12 protein-coding genes are annotated in these 16,228 nt (G+C 71.1%); 8 read left to right on the forward strand and 4 right to left on the reverse strand.

From position 1 onward, the window contains the following. From C8N24_RS09920 to xylA, 4 genes are read right to left on the reverse strand one after another with little or no spacing between them, the layout of a single operon-like run. Entirely contained in the window at positions 1–1,272 is a 1,272-nt protein-coding gene (locus C8N24_RS09920; protein ID WP_121249879.1) for a sugar ABC transporter permease, read from the reverse strand. Beyond that, positions 1,269–2,024 carry an ATP-binding cassette domain-containing protein gene (locus tag C8N24_RS09925; protein ID WP_121249880.1) on the reverse strand — a complete coding sequence of 252 codons (756 nt, stop codon included), beginning with the start codon at positions 2,022–2,024 and terminating at the stop codon, positions 1,269–1,271. The genes C8N24_RS09920 and C8N24_RS09925 overlap by 4 nt, the downstream gene beginning before the upstream one ends. Beyond that, complete coding sequence (locus tag C8N24_RS09930) at positions 2,021–3,139, reverse strand: sugar ABC transporter substrate-binding protein (protein WP_121249881.1); 1,119 nt, start codon at positions 3,137–3,139, stop codon at positions 2,021–2,023. The genes C8N24_RS09925 and C8N24_RS09930 overlap by 4 nt, the downstream gene beginning before the upstream one ends. Further along, entirely contained in the window at positions 3,139–4,329 is a 1,191-nt protein-coding gene (xylA, locus tag C8N24_RS09935) for a xylose isomerase (RefSeq protein WP_121249882.1), read from the reverse strand. The genes C8N24_RS09930 and xylA overlap by 1 nt, the downstream gene beginning before the upstream one ends. A gap of 96 nt (positions 4,330–4,425) precedes the next feature. Between xylA and C8N24_RS09940 the strand changes: the two genes are divergently transcribed. The 8 genes from C8N24_RS09940 to pcaG all read left to right on the forward strand — a co-directional run bounded on the left by C8N24_RS09940 (position 4,426) and on the right by pcaG (position 16,213). Beyond that, the gene (locus C8N24_RS09940) at positions 4,426–5,619 is read left to right on the forward strand and encodes an ROK family transcriptional regulator (protein WP_121249883.1); all 1,194 of its coding nucleotides are present in this window, start codon (positions 4,426–4,428) and stop codon (positions 5,617–5,619) included. 152 nt (positions 5,620–5,771) lie between these two features. Next, positions 5,772–10,076, forward strand: coding sequence for a glycoside hydrolase family 3 C-terminal domain-containing protein (locus C8N24_RS09945; protein WP_170178980.1), 4,305 nt, complete (start codon positions 5,772–5,774; stop codon positions 10,074–10,076). Between the two features lie 19 nt (positions 10,077–10,095). After that, positions 10,096–12,159 (forward strand): endo-1,4-beta-xylanase, encoded by a 2,064-nt coding sequence (locus tag C8N24_RS09950; RefSeq protein WP_121249884.1) that lies wholly within the window; start codon positions 10,096–10,098, stop codon positions 12,157–12,159. Between the two features lie 75 nt (positions 12,160–12,234). Further along, the gene (locus C8N24_RS09955) at positions 12,235–13,029 is read left to right on the forward strand and encodes a CoA transferase subunit A (protein ID WP_121249885.1); all 795 of its coding nucleotides are present in this window, start codon (positions 12,235–12,237) and stop codon (positions 13,027–13,029) included. Between the two features lie 17 nt (positions 13,030–13,046). Further along, the gene (locus C8N24_RS09960; RefSeq protein WP_121253099.1) at positions 13,047–13,769 is read left to right on the forward strand and encodes a CoA-transferase; all 723 of its coding nucleotides are present in this window, start codon (positions 13,047–13,049) and stop codon (positions 13,767–13,769) included. Beyond that, the gene (locus C8N24_RS09965; RefSeq protein WP_121249886.1) at positions 13,766–14,929 is read left to right on the forward strand and encodes a thiolase family protein; all 1,164 of its coding nucleotides are present in this window, start codon (positions 13,766–13,768) and stop codon (positions 14,927–14,929) included. The genes C8N24_RS09960 and C8N24_RS09965 overlap by 4 nt, the downstream gene beginning before the upstream one ends. Before the next feature lie 76 nt (positions 14,930–15,005). Beyond that, entirely contained in the window at positions 15,006–15,707 is a 702-nt protein-coding gene (gene pcaH, locus C8N24_RS09970) for a protocatechuate 3,4-dioxygenase subunit beta (protein WP_121249887.1), read from the forward strand. Next, entirely contained in the window at positions 15,704–16,213 is a 510-nt protein-coding gene (gene pcaG / locus C8N24_RS09975; RefSeq protein WP_121253101.1) for a protocatechuate 3,4-dioxygenase subunit alpha, read from the forward strand. The genes pcaH and pcaG overlap by 4 nt, the downstream gene beginning before the upstream one ends. Positions 16,214–16,228 lie beyond the last annotated feature (15 nt).

The following is a 16,228-nucleotide window of genomic DNA, read 5'->3' on the forward strand; positions in this document are numbered from 1 at the left end:
TCAGCGGCCGGTCGCCGCCGCCCGTCGGCGCGAGATGGCGTCGACGCTGGCCGCGAGCAGGAGCACGAGGCCGTTGATGATGAACTGCACGCCGGACTTCTGGGTGACCAGCGGCAGGCCGTTGGCGATGATCGCCACCACCAGGCCGCCAGTGACGGCGTCCACGATCCGACCGCGCCCACCGAACAGCGAGGTGCCGCCGATGACCGCCGCACCGACCGCGTACAGCAGCGTCTGCGCGCCACCGGTGGTCGGCGAGACGCTGTTGTCACGCGAGGCGAGCAGGATGCCCGCCACGATCGCCAGCGTCGAGCCCAGGATGAAGCACAGCGTCTTGATGTTCGGGACGTTGATGCCCGCCCGGCGCGCCGCCTCGGCGTTGCCACCGACCGCATAGACGTGCCGGCCGAAGCTGGTGCGCCCGAGCAGGAACGTGAGCGCGACCACCAGCACGGCGACCAGCGGGACGACCCACGGCACGCCCTGGATGACGATCGGCGCGTTGGCCCGCTGGCGCTCCTGGTTGAGCAGGAACACGACCACCAGCACGACCACCGCGAGGGCGCCGACCTTGGCCGCCCACACCGACATCGCCGGCACGGGGAGCCCCGCGCGCCGGCGGGTCTGGATCGCCCGCAGCGACGTGGCGGCGAACCCGGCGATGACGATCGCCGCGAACAGCCAGCCGAGGCCGACGGACATGTTCTGGTTCATCACCTTCAGCACGGCGCCGTCGCGGATCGGGATCGTCCCGCCCTCGCCGATGATCAACAGCATCGCGCCCTGCAGGCCGAGGAAGAAGGCCAGCGAGACCACGAACGACGGGATGCCCAGCCGGGCCACCAGCACCGCGAGCGCGAAGCCGATGGCCACGCCGGTGGCCAGCGCGGCCAGCACCGCGAGCGGCCAGGACCAGCCGTGCTGGGTGAGCGTGACGCCGAGGATCGCCGCGCCGGTACCGGCCGTGAAGCCGGCCGACAGGTCGATCTCGCCCAGCAGCAGGACGAACACCAACCCCATCGCCAGGACCATGATCGCCGCGCCCTGGTTGAGCAGGTTGGCGAAGTTCTGCTCGGTCAGGAACGAGTCGGGCTCCATGATCCCGAACACGATCACCAGCACCAGCGCGCCGATGACCGCCGGCAGGGCGCCGAGGTCGCCGCCCTTGATCCGGTCCCAGTACGCGCCCGAGGCCTCGCCGAGCCCGCCCTGGCCGGGCAGGGTCTCGCGCTCGAACTCCGACACGGGCTGGGTCGCCGCGGGCGCGCTCATGCGACGCCCGCCAGCACGTCGGTCTGGCCCGTCGTGATCAGCTCGACGACCTGCCGGTTGGTGACGTCCTTCGCGCGCACCTGCGCGGCCATCTGGCCGAGGTAGAGCGTCGCGATGCTGTCGGCGACGCGCATGACGTCCGCCATGTTGTGCGTGATCAGCACCACGCCGAGCCCGTTGTCCGCCAGGCGGCGCACCAGGTTGAGCACCTGCTCGGTCTGCGCGACGCCCAGCGCCGCGGTCGGCTCGTCGAGGATCACGACCTTGCTGTTCCAGAGCACGGCGCGGGCGATCGCCACCGTCTGGCGCTGACCGCCCGACAGGGACGACACGTTCTGCCGCAACGAGCGCAGCGTGCGGACCGACAGCGACTTGAGCGTCTCGCCCGCCCGCTTCTCCATCTCGGTCTCGTTGAGCGTGATCCCCGAGTGGATCTCACGCCCGAGGAACAGGTTGTGGACGACGTCGAGGTTGTCGCACAGCGCGAGGTCCTGGTAGACGATCTCGATCCCCAGGGCGTTCGCGTCCTTGGGCCCGTGGATGCTGACGGGCCGCCCCTCGAAGCGGATCTCGCCGTCGTCGACCGGGTGGATCCCGGCGACGCACTTGATCAGCGTGCTCTTGCCGGCGCCGTTGTCCCCCACCAGCGCGGTGACTTCCCCCGCGGCGACGTCGAGGTCCACGTCACGCAGGACGTGGACCGCCCCGAAGGACTTGTTGACGCCGCGCAGCGAGAGCAACGGCTCGGTCACGCGCCGACTCCGTTCTCCTGGCAGGCCTTCTTGAGGTCCGCGGTCGTGCAGAGCTTGGCTGCGGTGGTGAAGCCGTCGGCGACGACGTCCTTGACGTTGTCCTTGAAGATCGCCTGCGGCTGCAGCAGCACCGACTTGACCTGCTGCTTGGTCTCGGTGTCCTCGACCTGGCCCGTGGCGAGCTTGTCCGCGCCGGCGGTGTCGCCCTTGGCGAGCGCGATGGCGAGCTGGGCGGCCGCGTCGGCCTCCTTCTTGATCGCCTTGTAGACCGTCATGCACTGGGTGCCGGCGAGCACGCGCTGCAGGCCCTCGTCGGTCGCGTCCTGGCCCGTCGTCGGGATCTTGCCGTCCTCGCCGTTACGCCCGAGCACCGACACCACCGCGCCGGCGAGGCCGTCGTTGGCGGAGTCCACGCCGACGAAGTTGCCCTTGGCCTTCGTGAACATCTGCTCGAAGATCGTGCCGGCCTTCGTGTTGTCCCAGTCCGGGACGGACTGGTCGGCCGCGATCGTGTAGCCCGCGTCCTTGATCGCCTTCTCGTAGCCCTGCTTGAACAGCGTCGCGTTGTTGTCGGTCGGCGAGCCGTTGAGCAGCGCCACGGGGCCGCTCTTGTCGCCGTTGGCCTGCATGCACTTGACGAGGCCCTCGCCCTGCGCCGTGCCGACGGCCACGTTGTCGAAGGACACGTAGTACGACGCGCCACCGCCGAGCGTCAGGCGGTCATAGTCGATGACCGGCACGCCCTGCTGCTTGGCCTTGTTGATCACGGCCGCCGCGGACGGCGAGTCGAGGTTGACGATCAGCAGCGCGTTGACGCCCTCGTTGAGCATCTGATCGGCGATCGTGCCGAACTTGGCCTTGTCGCCGTTGGCGTTCTGGATGTCGGACTCGACGCCGGCGGCCTTGAACGCCTCGCCGAGCAGCGGGCGATCCGCCTGCTCCCAGCGCGCCGACGATGCGGTGTCCGGCAGGATCACGCCGACCTTGGCGGTGGCGGCGGGCGTCGCGGTGCCGTTTGAACCGGTGCTGGATGGAGCGGGGTCGTCGCTGCCGCACGCGGCGACGGAGATGGCGAGGGCCGCGGTGATCGCGCCGGCCAGGATCTTGATACGCATCAGCGCACTCCCAGGAGGACCTCGACCAGCAGCTGGTCAAGGCGTTCGTTGAAATAGCCGCGCTCGGCGAGCGCGTCGAGGTTGGACCACTCGGCCTCGGCCTTGAGCGCCGCGGGGTCGTCCCCGTCGACGCTGGCGAGGGCGAGCTCGGGGGTCGAGGCGGCCGCGAGGGCTTCCTGGACCTCGGGCAGCGAGTCGAAGTGGCGGGCGCGCTCCGCCAGCAGCGAGTAGGTCGCCATGCAGCCGCGCGCGAAGTCCCACACGCCTTCCGCGTTCTCGTTGCGGTAGGCGTGGGCGTCGAACGCGAGCGGGCCGGCGTAGCCACCGTTCTGGAGCGCGCGGACGAGCAGGAAGGTCTCCTTCAGGTCCTCCGCGCCGAAGCGGAAGTCCTGGTCGTAGCGGCCGATCCGCTGCGAGTTCAGGTCGATGTGGAAGAGCTTGTCGGCCCACAGCGCGTGGCCGATCGCGTGGTGGAAGCTCAGCCCCGCCATCGTCTCGTGCGCGAACTCGGGGTTCACGCCCACCATCTCCGGGCGGTCGAGCGTCTCGATGAAGTGCAGCGCGTGGCCGACCGTCGGCAGGAAGATGTCCCCGCGCGGCTCGTTGGGCTTGGGCTCCATCGCGAACCGCAGGTCGTAGCCCTGGTCGACGACGTACTGCGACAGGACGTTGATCGCCTCGCGGTACCGCTCCAGCGCGTCACGCGGGTCCTTGGCGACCCCGACCTCCGTGCCCTCACGGCCGCCCCAGAAGACGTAGACCTCGGCGCCGAGCTGCGCGGCGACGTCGATGAAGCGCATCGCCTTGCCGATCGCCGCCCGTCGTACACCACGATCGTTCGAGGTGAACGCGCCGTCCTTGAACGCCGGGTGGCCGAACAGGTTGGTGGTCGCCATGCCGACACCCAGCCCCGTCTCGTCGAGCGCGCCTTTGAAGCGAGCGACGATCCGCTCCTTCTCGGCGTCGTCGGTGCCGATCGGGATCAGGTCGTCGTCATGGAGCGATACGCCCCACGCGCCCAGCTCGGCCAGCTTGTGGACCGAGGCGACCGGGTCGACCTCCGCGCGCGTCGGCCCGCCGAACGGGTCACGACCAGGGTTGCCGACCGTCCAGAGGCCGAAGGTGAACCGGTGTCCGGGCGATCCGTCGCCCGTCGTTGCGCTGCTGGTGGCCGGCTGCGTGGCTGCCATCTCTCCTCCTTGGTGTCTCCGACACCGTGCCCACGGGGTGTGGGGTACTTATGAAGGAATCTACGTATAGCGGGTGCCGTAGAGTGCTGGACCAGAGTGAGCGTCAACGATCGTCCAGGTTCGGCCTCCCGGCGCTTCAACGGGCGCGAGGAGAACCGCTTCAAGGTGCTGCGGGCGCTGTACGCGCATCCGGGCAGCACGCGCACGGAGCTGGCCGAGCACACGGGGCTCTCGCGGCCGACCGTGTCGGTGGTCGCGGACGAGCTCGTCCAGGCCGGGCTGGTCACGCAGCACGAGGACTCCCAGCCGCGCACCGGCCGGCCGCCCGTGCTGCTGTCGCTGGCACCGGGCGCCGCCTTCGCGGTCGGCGTCGACATGGGCCACGCGCACGTGCAGGTGGCGGTCAGCGACCTCTCGGGCGAGATCCTCGGCGACCGCCGGCGGGCCATCGACGTCGACCACGACCCGATCGACAGCCTGGACCTCGCGCGTGACCTGGTGCAGGAGACGCTCGAGGCCACCGAGGTCACCCGTGACCGCGTGATCGGCGTCGGCATGGCCCTCGCGGCACCGCTCGACCGCGAGACGGGCGCGATCCTGGCCGACGGCATCCTGCCCAACTGGGGCGGGATCCAGCCCGCGGAGGAGATGCGGCGGCGGCTCGGCATGCCCGTCGAGATCCGCAACGACGCCAACCTCGGCGCGCTCGGCGAGCACACCTTCGGCGCCGGCCGTGGCGCCCAGGACATGCTGTACGTGCGGCTGTCGGCCGGCATCGGCCTCGGGTTGGTGCTCGACGGCAAGCCGTACGGCGGCGCCTGCGGCGTGGCGGGCGAGCTCGGGCACTTCCGGGTCAAGCCCGACGGGCTCATCTGCCGCTGCGGCAACCGCGGCTGCCTGGAGACGGTCGCGAGCTCCTCCGCCGTCGCCCGGCTGCTCGCGCGCAGCCGCGACGAGACCGTCAGCGTCGAGCACCTGCTCGAGCTGGTGGCCCGCGGCGACCGCGGCGCCACGCGCGCCGTCTCGGAGGCCGCGCAGGCGATCGGCGAGGTGCTCGCCTCGGTCGTGAACCTCTTCAACCCGCGGCTGCTGCTCGTCGGCGGCGACCTGGCGGCGGCGGGCGACGTGGTGCTCGAGCCGCTGCGCACGGCGATCGACCAGTACGCGATCGCCCCCGCGGCCGGCGCCGTGGCGGTGCAGGCCGGTGCGCTGGGCGACAAGGCCGAGGTCCTGGGCGCCGTGGCGCTGATCCTCGGCGAGTCGCCGGCGATCCTCGCCACCGCTACCTGAGAGCTCGACCGGAGCTCTCATGAGTTCTGGTTATCTTTTCGTATTCCGTCTTCATGAAGACGGTCTCACGGCCAGGTTAAGCAGTATGTTGCGTAACTGAGCCGTCGCCTGGGTCTGTCGCGGCGGCTCCATGTCGCAACAGGAGGAGCAGGATGAGGAATCGACGGGCGGCTGCGGCCGCCCTCGCCGGCAGCGCGTGCCTGGCTGCCGTGGCGTCCGTGGGCGTGCCGCTCGCATCGGGACGTGGACCGGAGGTGAAGGTCGCCGCGGCGGACGCCGCGCCCGGCGCCCCGATCTACCTCGATCGGCACTACTCGTACGCCGAACGCGCCGCCGACCTGGTGGCGCGCATGACCACGGCCGAGAAGGCGTCGCAGCTGGTCTCCAGCCAGGCGCCGGCGATCCCGCGCCTCGGGATCCGCCCGTGGGGCCAGTGGAACGAGGCGCTGCACGGCGTCTCGCGCTCGCAGCTGACCTACAACGCCAACGCCACGACGCTCAGCAACACCACGTCGTACCCGACCGATCAGACGATGGGCTCCAGCTGGGACCCGGACCTGATGTACCGGGTGGCGACCCAGATCGGTGACGAGGCCCGCGAGGTCTCGCCCGACAACGTGTCCAACCTGGACTTCTACTCGCCGACCATGAACCTCGAGCGCGACCCGCGCTGGGGCCGGACGGACGAGACCTATGGCGAGGACCCGTTCCACACCGCCGCGATGGTCTCCCAGTTCGTCAACGGCATGGAGGGCAAGGACGAGCAGGGCGAGCTGCTGCCCGGCGCGGCGGGCTACTACAAGACGCTCACGACGCTCAAGCACTACGCCGCCAACAACAGCGAGGTCAACCGCCGCAGCGGCTCGTCGGACATGGACGACCGCACGCTGCGCGAGTACTACACGGCCGCGTTCCGCGACGTGGTGCGCCGGTCGGACCCGGGCTCGGTCATGAGCTCGTACAACTCGGTCAACGCCGTCGGCCAGGTGCCCACGACGGGCGGCACGTCGGCCAAGGCCGGCGAGCAGCACAACCCCTACGGCGCGCCGACGGCGTCCGATCCGTACCTGATCGACACGCTGCTGCGCCAGACGTTCGGCTTCGACGGCTACGTGACCTCGGACTGCGACGCGGTCCAGCAGGGCACGGCGACGCACCGCTGGACGATCCCGAGCTGGCCGTCGGCGCCGTTCGCGCGCCCGGTCAACACCACCGAGCGCAACGCGCTCGCGCAGTCGGCGGGCGAGGACTCCGAGTGCAACACCGGCTTCCGCGACAACTACGACTACCTCAACCGGCTGCCGGCCGCCGCGCGCGACCAGATCAAGACGCTCGTCGACACCTACACGGTCAACGACCTCGACGCCGCCGCCGTGCGCGTGTTCACCTCGCGCATGAAGCTCGGCGAGTTCGACGACCCGAGCCTGAACCCGTGGGTCCGCGACGCGCGCTCACGCGTGCCGCAGGGCAGCTGGACCAACGACGACGCCAACCAGGCCGTCACCGAGACGCCCGCGCGCCTCGCGCTCGCCCGTGAGGCGGGCGACAAGACGATCGTCCTGCTCAAGAACAGCCGCAACGCGCTGCCGCTGCGGGTGCCGACGACCGGCGCGCCGCGGATCGCGGTCATGGGCCTGCTGGCCTGCCCCGCGGCGACGACGAGCGGCCAGGCGACCACCTGCCCCAACGCCGGCAACGTGTACCTCGGCGGCTACTCGAGCACCCAGCTCGGCGCCGGACAGGCGAACATCGTCACCGGCTACGACGGCATCAAGAAGGCGGTCCAGGCGATCAACCCGAACGCCACCGTCGACCTCTGGCGCGGCTTCACCAACGGCACCAACATCGGGACGGCGACCACCGTCGACCCCGCCGCGGTCGCCGCCGCCAGCGGCTACGACCAGGTCGTCGTCTACGCCGGCACCGACCTCAGCACCGCCAACGAGGACCAGGACCGCACGTCGATCCTGCTCCCCGGCGCCCAGGACGCGCTGATCAACCAGGTGGCCGCGGCCAACCCGAGCACGACGGTCTACATGGAGACGATCGGGCCGGTCGACATCAGCGCCTGGGAGCCCAACGTCGGCTCGATCCTGTGGAGCTCCTACAACGGCCAGCGCAAGGGCGAGGCGCTCGCCGACGTGCTACTCGGCGCGTACAACCCGAGCGCCCACCTGCCTTCCACGTGGTACGCGAACCTCTCGCAGCTGCCGGAGGACACGGACTACACGCTGCGTCCGACAGCCACCACGCCCGGCCGCACCTACCAGTACTACGACGGCTCCAAGGGTCAGGTCCGCTACCCGTTCGGCCATGGCCTGAGCTACACGACGTTCGCCTACCGCGACCTCGCGGTCGACGACACGACGCCCGACGCCGACGCGACGCTGCACGTCAGCGTGGACGTCGCCAACACGGGCGCCGTCGCCGGGACGGACATCCCGCAGCTGTACGTCACCACGCCCGACGCGCCGGCCTCGGCGCAGCGGCCGCTCAAGCGCCTGAAGGGCTTCGAGAAGGTCACGCTCGCCCCGGGCGAGACCAAGCGCGTCACGTTCACGCTGAAGGTCGCCGACCTGGCGTTCTTCGACCAGGACGCGGGCCGCTGGGTCGTCGACCCGGGCCGCTACGGCCTGCAGGTCGCCCGCTCGAGCGCGCAGGCCGAGGCCCAGACCACCGTCACGGTCAGAGGCACGCTCACCCCGACGGTCGCGACCGTCGAGGTCAAGCCGGCGCTGGCCGGTGACGCCGCGCGCGAGATCGTCGACCGCGTCCAGTTCCCGGAGGGCGCCGAGATCGTCCCGAACGTGACCGTCGCGCTGAGCGACGACTCGCTCTACGGGTTCGTCCGCAACCAGCGCGACACCGCCACGGGCAAGCTCGAGCCGCTCGGCCGTGACCTGCCCGCGGGCATGACGATCACCTACGCGAGCAACCGCCCGGACGTCGTGCGCGTCGACGGCGGGCACCTGCGGACCGTCGCCGACGGCGTCGCGACGATCACCGCCACCGCCCACTACCGCGGCGGCGAGCGGTCACGCGACTTCGTCGTCAAGGTCGCCTCCGAGCCGACCCGCCTGACGCTCAACGGCGCCTCGCTCGACGCGGTGGTGCCCGACGCGACGTTCACCGCGGACGTCCACGACTACGACGTGATCCTCCCCGAGGACGTCACGAGCGCGCCGACGCTCGGGGCGGACGCTCCGAGCGACGCGACGGTGCAGGCCACGCAGGCGGCCGGCGTCCCCGGCACGGCGACGGTCCACGTCACCGGCCCCGAGGGCAACACGCTCAGCTACAGCGTCCACTTCGCCCACGCGGCGCAGACGGACGAGTTCACCAGCGGCGTGCCCGGCTCGCAGTGGCACTGGATCCGCCGCAGCCAGCAGGGGGCGCCGAACGCGACCCCCGGCTCCGTGCAGATCACGACGGAGGCCGGCGACGTGCTCAGCACGCCGACCGCGACCACCAACAACGCGCGCAACCTGCTGCTGCAGCGCGCGCTCGGCGACTGGACGGTCGAGACCAAGGTCGACGTCAACGCCAACCTGACCGCGACGAGCCAGCAGGTCGGGCTGATCGCCTACCAGGACGACGACAACTACCTGAAGTTCGTGCTCGCCGGCAACTCGGCGACCGCCGCGCCGCGCCTGACGGTGATCTCGGAGGACCGCCGCTCGTGCTGCGATCCGGGCTACGCCCAGGGCTCGGGTCCGGTCTCCGAGACGCTCGCGCCGGCGACGCTGGTGCCCGTCACCGCGCCCGCCGACCTCACCACCGCCACCCGGACGATCTGGCTGCGGATGAGCAAGACCGGCGCCCGCTATCGCCTCTGGTACTCGACCGACGGGTCCGCGTTCAAGCCGGTCTACGAGACCGGGGCGCCGCTCGAGGACGTCGACGTCGGCCTGTTCGCCGTCGGCCCCACCACCGTGCGGGCGAGCTTCGACTACCTGCGCGTGAGCGGGCAGACGCGGCCGGCGACGATCCCGGCGCTCGAGGACGAGCCGCCGACGGCCACGCCGACGCCGCAGGGGTCCGCGTCACCGACGCCGACGCCGCAAGGCGCCGCCTCGCCGGCACCGACCGCCGCGCCGCGACCCGACAAGACGCCGCCGCTTTTGCGCCTGCGCTCCAACGGGCGCCAGCACGTGCGCACCCTGCGCACGAACGGGCTCGCGTTCCGGCTCAGCGCCGACGAGCCCGTCACCCAGCTCGAGGCGACCCTGCTGGGCCGCTTCTCCAGCCACGGCAAGCGCCTCGCGCTGCGCCGACTCGCGCGGCAGACGCTGCGCTCCGTGAAGGCCGGGCAGACCGTGACGCTCGAGCTGCGGCCCAGCGCCGCGCTGCGCAAGCGCCTCGCCCGTGAGCACCGCCTGCCCGCGCTGCTGCGCATCCGCGCGACGGACGCCGCGGGCAACGTCACCACCCGCACCAAGCCGATCAGCTTCCGCTGACGGATCGTCAAGGAGAGACATGAGGATCAACCACCTCAGGCGCGTCGTCGCCGCCGGTGCCGTGGGCGCGCTCGCGCTCACGGGCGCCGTCGGCGTCGGCACGGCCGCCGCCGTCGACTACACGCTCCCGTCGTTGTGGCAGTCCTACAAGGACGACTTCACGATGGGCACGTTCGGCAACTGGAACAGCCAGCAGGCGCTGTATCACTACCGCGCGAACAGCATCCCCAACAACCTCAAGCTCGACAGCCAGATCGGCACGAGCGCGACGAACAGCCTCTCGCGGCAGGCGTACGTCGCCAAGGTCGCGCAGATCAACGCCGACACCACGCTGACCGCCGACCAGAAGGCGGCGGCGATCGAGACCGCCAACCAGCAGATCGTGCTGCAGCCGACGACCGGCAACGGCCAGGCCGAGCAGATCCTGCAGGCCATCCAGGCCTACAACGCGACGCTGCCGGCGGACCAGAAGAAGGTCGTCCGCGGACACGTCTTCGCGTGGCACGGCGGCCAGCAGCCGAACTGGTTCTTCACCAACGGCTTCTACTACGACGCCGCCAACCCCGACTGGGCGAGCCCGCAGACGATGCTCAAGCGGCTCGACAACTACATCCACGCGATGACCGACAAGTACGCCAAGTACTCCGACGTCATCGTCGCCTGGGACGTCGTCAACGAGTCGATCGACGACTACACCGGCCAGATCCGCAACGCCGACGACGCCCAGGTGGGCCAGTGGGGCCGGATCTTCCGGCGCCCGGACCTCGACGGTGACCCCGACGCCCGCCTGACCGCGGAGTCGGCGTGGGTGCGCCAGGCGTTCGAGTCGGCCCGCAAGTGGGAGAACGCCGCGGGCGTCCACTGGAAGCTCTACTACAACGACTACCAGGACTCCGACAAGCTCTACGAGCCGAAGGAGAGCCAGACGATCAAGCTGCTCAAGCCGATCCACGACGCCGGCAACATCGACGGCTACGGCATGCAGGGCCGCCTCGCGTGGGCGTACCCGACGATCGACATGCTGCGCAAGCAGATCAACGCCGGCCTGACCGTCGCGAACGAGATCTCGATCACCGAGTCCGACATCCGCAGCGACTTCGAGCCCAACCCGGACTACGACCCGTCGCAGCCGACCCGGCGCGTGACCGAGGCCGACGGCGCCGACCCGGCGCACCAGTGGCCGACCTACGGCTCGTGCTCGTGGGCGAACCGCTCGGCGGCGAACGGCAACACGTTCGACGTCTGCAACTCGCCCGTCCGCCGGATCCCGGCGTGGGGCACCGGCGCCAACGACGCGCTGGCCAACAGCCCCGACATCATGCGCAAGCAGGCCGACTTCGCGGCTGACTGGATGGACCTGCTGCTGTCCTACAAGGGCAAGATCGCCCTCTACGACTGGGACGGCACCAACGACACGTCCACGTTCAACCGCAACACGGGCGGCCATCTGTGGTCCGGCCTGAGCGGCAACCCGGAGAAGTACTCGTTCTTCGCGGTCATCGGCGCCCCGGCGCGCGAGAAGCTGCGGGACGCGATCGCGCGGGTGAGCACGCTCGTGCCGGCCACCTACCCGAGCGACGCGTGGGCGAAGGTCGTGGCGGCGCGTGACGCCGCCCAGGCGCTCGTCTCGCCCCGCATCTACTCGATCGACGGCGTCAACGCGGTCAAGAACGCGACCGCGGCGCTCACCGACGCGATCGGCGCCTACCAGGCCACGACGGCCGGCGGCACGGTCGGCGGCGACGTGCCGGCGACGCTGGCGCTCACGCTCGGCGGGGCGGCGACGTTCCCGGCGTTCGTCCCGGGCGTCGCCAACGACTACACGGCGACCACGACGGCCAACGTGCTGTCCACGGCCGGCGACGCCACGCTCAGCGTGAGCGATCCCGGCTTCCTCACCAACGGCGCGTTCGCGCTTTCGGACCCGCTGAAGGTCGCGTTCTCGAAGTCCACGTGGACGGCGCCGGTCGCGAACGACCCGGTGACGGTCACGTTCAGCCAGCACATCGGCGACACCCAGCCGCTGCGCACTGGCACCTACAGCAAGACGCTCACCTTCACGCTGTCGACCACGACGCCGTAAGGCCATGCCCCACGGTGCGGCGGCTCACGGGCCGCCGCACCGCGCTATCGTTCGCAGGCCGAACCCAGGTTCACTATGCGAACACACGCCGAGATCACCTCACTGCCCGACGCCGTCGCGGACCTGGTGCGCGACGGCGATGTGGTCGCCCTCGAGGGCTTCACCCACCTGATCCCCGTCGCCGCGGGGCAGGAGATCATCCGCCAGCGCAAGCGCGACCTGACGCTCGTGCGGATGACGCCGGACATCGTCTACGACCAGCTGATCGGCGCCGGCTGCGCCCGCAAGCTGATCTTCTCCTGGGGCGGCAACCCGGGCGTCGGCTCGCTGCACCGCTTCCGCGCAGCCGTCCAGGCCGGCGAGCTCGAGATCGAGGAGCACAGCCACGCGGGCATGGCCAACCGCTACGCGGCCGCCGCGTCCGGGCTCCCGTTCGCCGTCCTGCGCGGCTACAACGGCACGTCGCTCCCGGACCACACGGACACGATCAAGCCGATCACGTGCCCGTTCACCGGCGAGCGGCTGACCGCCGTGCCGGCGCTCGACCTCGACGTGGGGATCATCCACGCCCAGCGCGCCGACCGGCAGGGCAACGTCCAGCTGTGGGGCCAGACCGGCGTGCAGAAGGAGACCGTGCTCGGCGCCAGGCGCAGCATCGTCACCGTCGAGGAGATCGTCGACGAGCTCGACGAGAAGCCGTACAGCGTCGTCCTCCCGCGCTGGGTCGTCACCCGCGTGTGCGAGGTGCCGGGCGGCGCCAGGCCGTCCTACGCGCAGGACTACTACGACCGCGACAACGACGCATACAAGGCGTGGGACGCGACGTCGCGCGACGAGGCGGAGTTCGCGAAGTGGCTGGAGGCGCTGTGAGCTACGAAGCCGACGAGATGATGAGCGTCGAGGCCGCGCGCCAGCTGCGCGACGTCACCGCGTGCTTCGTGGGCATCGGCCTGCCCAGCACGGGCGCGAACCTCGCGCGCCGGACGGTCAACCCGGACCTCGTGCTGGTCTACGAGGCGGGCGCGATCGGGGCCAAGCCGCCGCGGCTGCCGCTCTCGATCGGCGACGGCATGCTCGGCGAGACCGCCGACTACATCGCCTCCGTCCCGGAGATCTTCAACTACTGGGTCCAGCCGGGCCGGATCGAGGTCGGCTTCCTGGGCGCCGCCCAGCTCGACCGGTACGCGAACATCAACACCACCGTGGTCGGCGACTACGCGCATCCCAAGGTGCGCCTGCCCGGCGCGGGCGGCGCGCCGGAGATCGCCGCGTCGTGCGGCGAGGTGGTCGTGATCGTCCGCCAGTCGCCGCGCGCGTTCGTCGAGCGGGTCGACTTCATCACGTCGGTCGGCCACGGCGACGGGCCGGGCGCGCGTGAGCGGCTCGGCCTGCGCGGGAAGGGTCCCACCAAGGTGATCACCGACCTCGGCATCCTCGAGCCGCACCCCGAGAGCCGCGAGCTGGTCCTCACGCACCTGCATCCCGGCGTGGACGTCGAGCAGGCGCGGGCGGCGACGGGGTGGGACCTGAAGATCGCCGATGATCTGCAGACGACCGAGCCGCCGACGGAAGAGGAGCTGAAGGCGTTGAGAGAGTTGCTGGCCGCATGAACGGCGCGTACATCTACGACGCGGTCCGCACCCCGTTCGGCCGCTACGGCGGCGCGCTCGCGGGCGTGCGTCCGGACGACCTCGGCGCGTTCGTCGTCAAGCAGGCCGTCGAGCGCACGGGCGTGGACCCCGAGCGGATCGACGACGTCATCTTCGGCAACGCCAACGGCGCGGGCGAGGACAACCGCAACGTCGGGCGGATGGCGGCGCTGCTCGCCGGCCTGCCCACGTCCGTGCCCGGCGTGACGGTGAACCGCCTGTGCGGGTCGAGCCTCGAGGCCACGATCCAGGCCAGCCGCTCGATCGAGACGGGCGACGCGGACGTCGTGCTCGTCGGCGGCGTCGAGTCGATGAGCCGTGCCCCGTGGGTCGTGCTCAAGCCCGAGAAGGGCTTCCCGGCCGGCCCGCAGACGATGCACTCGACCACGCTCGGGTGGCGGATGGTCAACCCGGAGATGCCCGAGCAGTGGACGATCTCGCTCGGCGAGTCGACCGAGAAGCTGGCCGGGATCTACGGCATCACCCGCGATGAGCAGGACGCGTTCGCCCTCAGGAGCCACCAGCAGGCGGCACGCGCGTGGGACGAGGGCCTGTACGACGGCTGGGTCGTGCCGGTGCCGGCCACGGACCTCACGCGCGACGAGAACATCCGCGCGGACACGAGCCTCGAGAAGCTCGCCAAGCTCAAGCCCGCGTTCGCCAAGGATGGGACGGTGACGGCCGGCAACGCCTCCCCGCTCAACGACGGCGCCGCCGCGGTGCTGCTCGCCGGCGAGGCCTTCGAGGGCGAGCCGCTCGGCCGGATCGCCGGCCGCGGCGCGCACGGCGTCGACCCCGACGTGTTCGGCATCGGCCCGGTCGAGGCCGCCAACCGGGCGCTCGCGCGCGCGGGCATCGGCTGGCAGGACCTGGACCTCGTGGAGCTCAACGAGGCGTTCGCCGCGCAGTCGCTCGCGTGCCTGCGCGAGTGGACGGAGCTCGACCCCGACAAGCTGAACGTGAGCGGCGGCGCGATCGCGCTCGGGCACCCGCTCGGCGCCTCCGGCGCGCGGATCGTGGGGACGGTCGCGCACGGGCTCAAGCGCACGGGCGGCAAGTGGGGGCTCGCGGCGATCTGCATCGGCGTCGGCCAGGGCCTCGCCGTGGTGGTGGAGGCATGACTCGCGCTGCGCGCTCGCATGCCTTGTCGGGAACTCGCCTTGCGGCTCGTTCCCGCGGGACAGGGAGGGACGAAGCATGACGCGCTTCCGCGACGACTCCGAGTCGCACCCGCCGATGGACTACGCGGGCTACAAGTCGACCGCGCTGCGGCATCCGAAGCAGCCGCTGATCGCGCTGCCGCACCGGCTCACCGAGGTCACCGGGCCGGTGTTCGGCGACGACCGCGTCGGCGAGCACGACCACGACCTCACGCAGGGTCCGGGCGGCGAGGCGGTCGGCCAGCGGATCATCGTCCACGGCCACGTCAAGGAGGACGACGGGCGCCCCGTGCCCGACACGCTGGTGGAGATCTGGCAGGCCAACGCGGGCGGGCGGTATCGCCATCAGGTGGATCGGTGGCCGTCCCCGCTGGACCCGAACTTCACCGGCGCCGGCCGCACGCTCACCGACAAGGACGGCTACTTCCGCTTCCTGACGATCAAGCCGGGCGCGTACCCGTGGCGCAACCACCCGAACGCGTGGCGCCCCGCGCACATCCACTTCAGCCTGTTCGGCCGCGCGTTCACCCAGCGGCTCGTGACCCAGATGTACTTCCCGGACGACCCGCTGTTCTTCCAGGACCCGATGTACAACTCGATCCGCGACGAGCGGGCGGCGAAGCGCATGGTGAGCGCGTTCGACTACGAGTCGACCGAGGATCACTGGGCGCTGGCCTACCGCTGGGACATCGTCCTGCGCGGCGAGGAGGCCACGCCGACGGAGGAGCCGCACGCATGACGCTGGGGACCACGCCGTCGCAGACGGTCGGGCCGTACCTGGGGATCGGGCTGCCCTGGCCGGACGGGCCGGATGTCGTCCCGGCGGACACGCCCGGGCGCATCCGCCTCCACGGCCGGGTGCTCGACGGCGCCGGCGACCCGGTCGGCGACGCGCTGATCGAGACCTGGCAGGCCGACCCGGACGGGAAGTTCGGGACGGACTTCCGCGGCTTCGGCCGCTGCCCCACCGACGAGGAGGGAGCGTGGGAGATCTTCACGCTCAAGCCCGGTCGGCTCGGAGACGGCCAGGCCCCACATGTCGACGTGAACGTGTTCGCCCGTGGCATGCTCAACCGCTGCGTGACCCGGATCTACTTCGCCGACGAGGACAACACCGGGGATCCGGTGCTCGAGTCGGTGCCGGAGGAGCGCCGGGCGACGATCGTCGCCCGCCCGGATGCCGACGGCTACCGGTTCGACGTGTACCTCCAGGGCGAGCGTGAAACCGTCTTCTTCAAGGTCTGACGACGTCTTCTCCGG

Origin of the sequence: Solirubrobacter pauli (assembly GCF_003633755.1) — a bacterium.
In the GTDB taxonomy this organism is placed as follows: domain Bacteria; phylum Actinomycetota; class Thermoleophilia; order Solirubrobacterales; family Solirubrobacteraceae; genus Solirubrobacter; species Solirubrobacter pauli.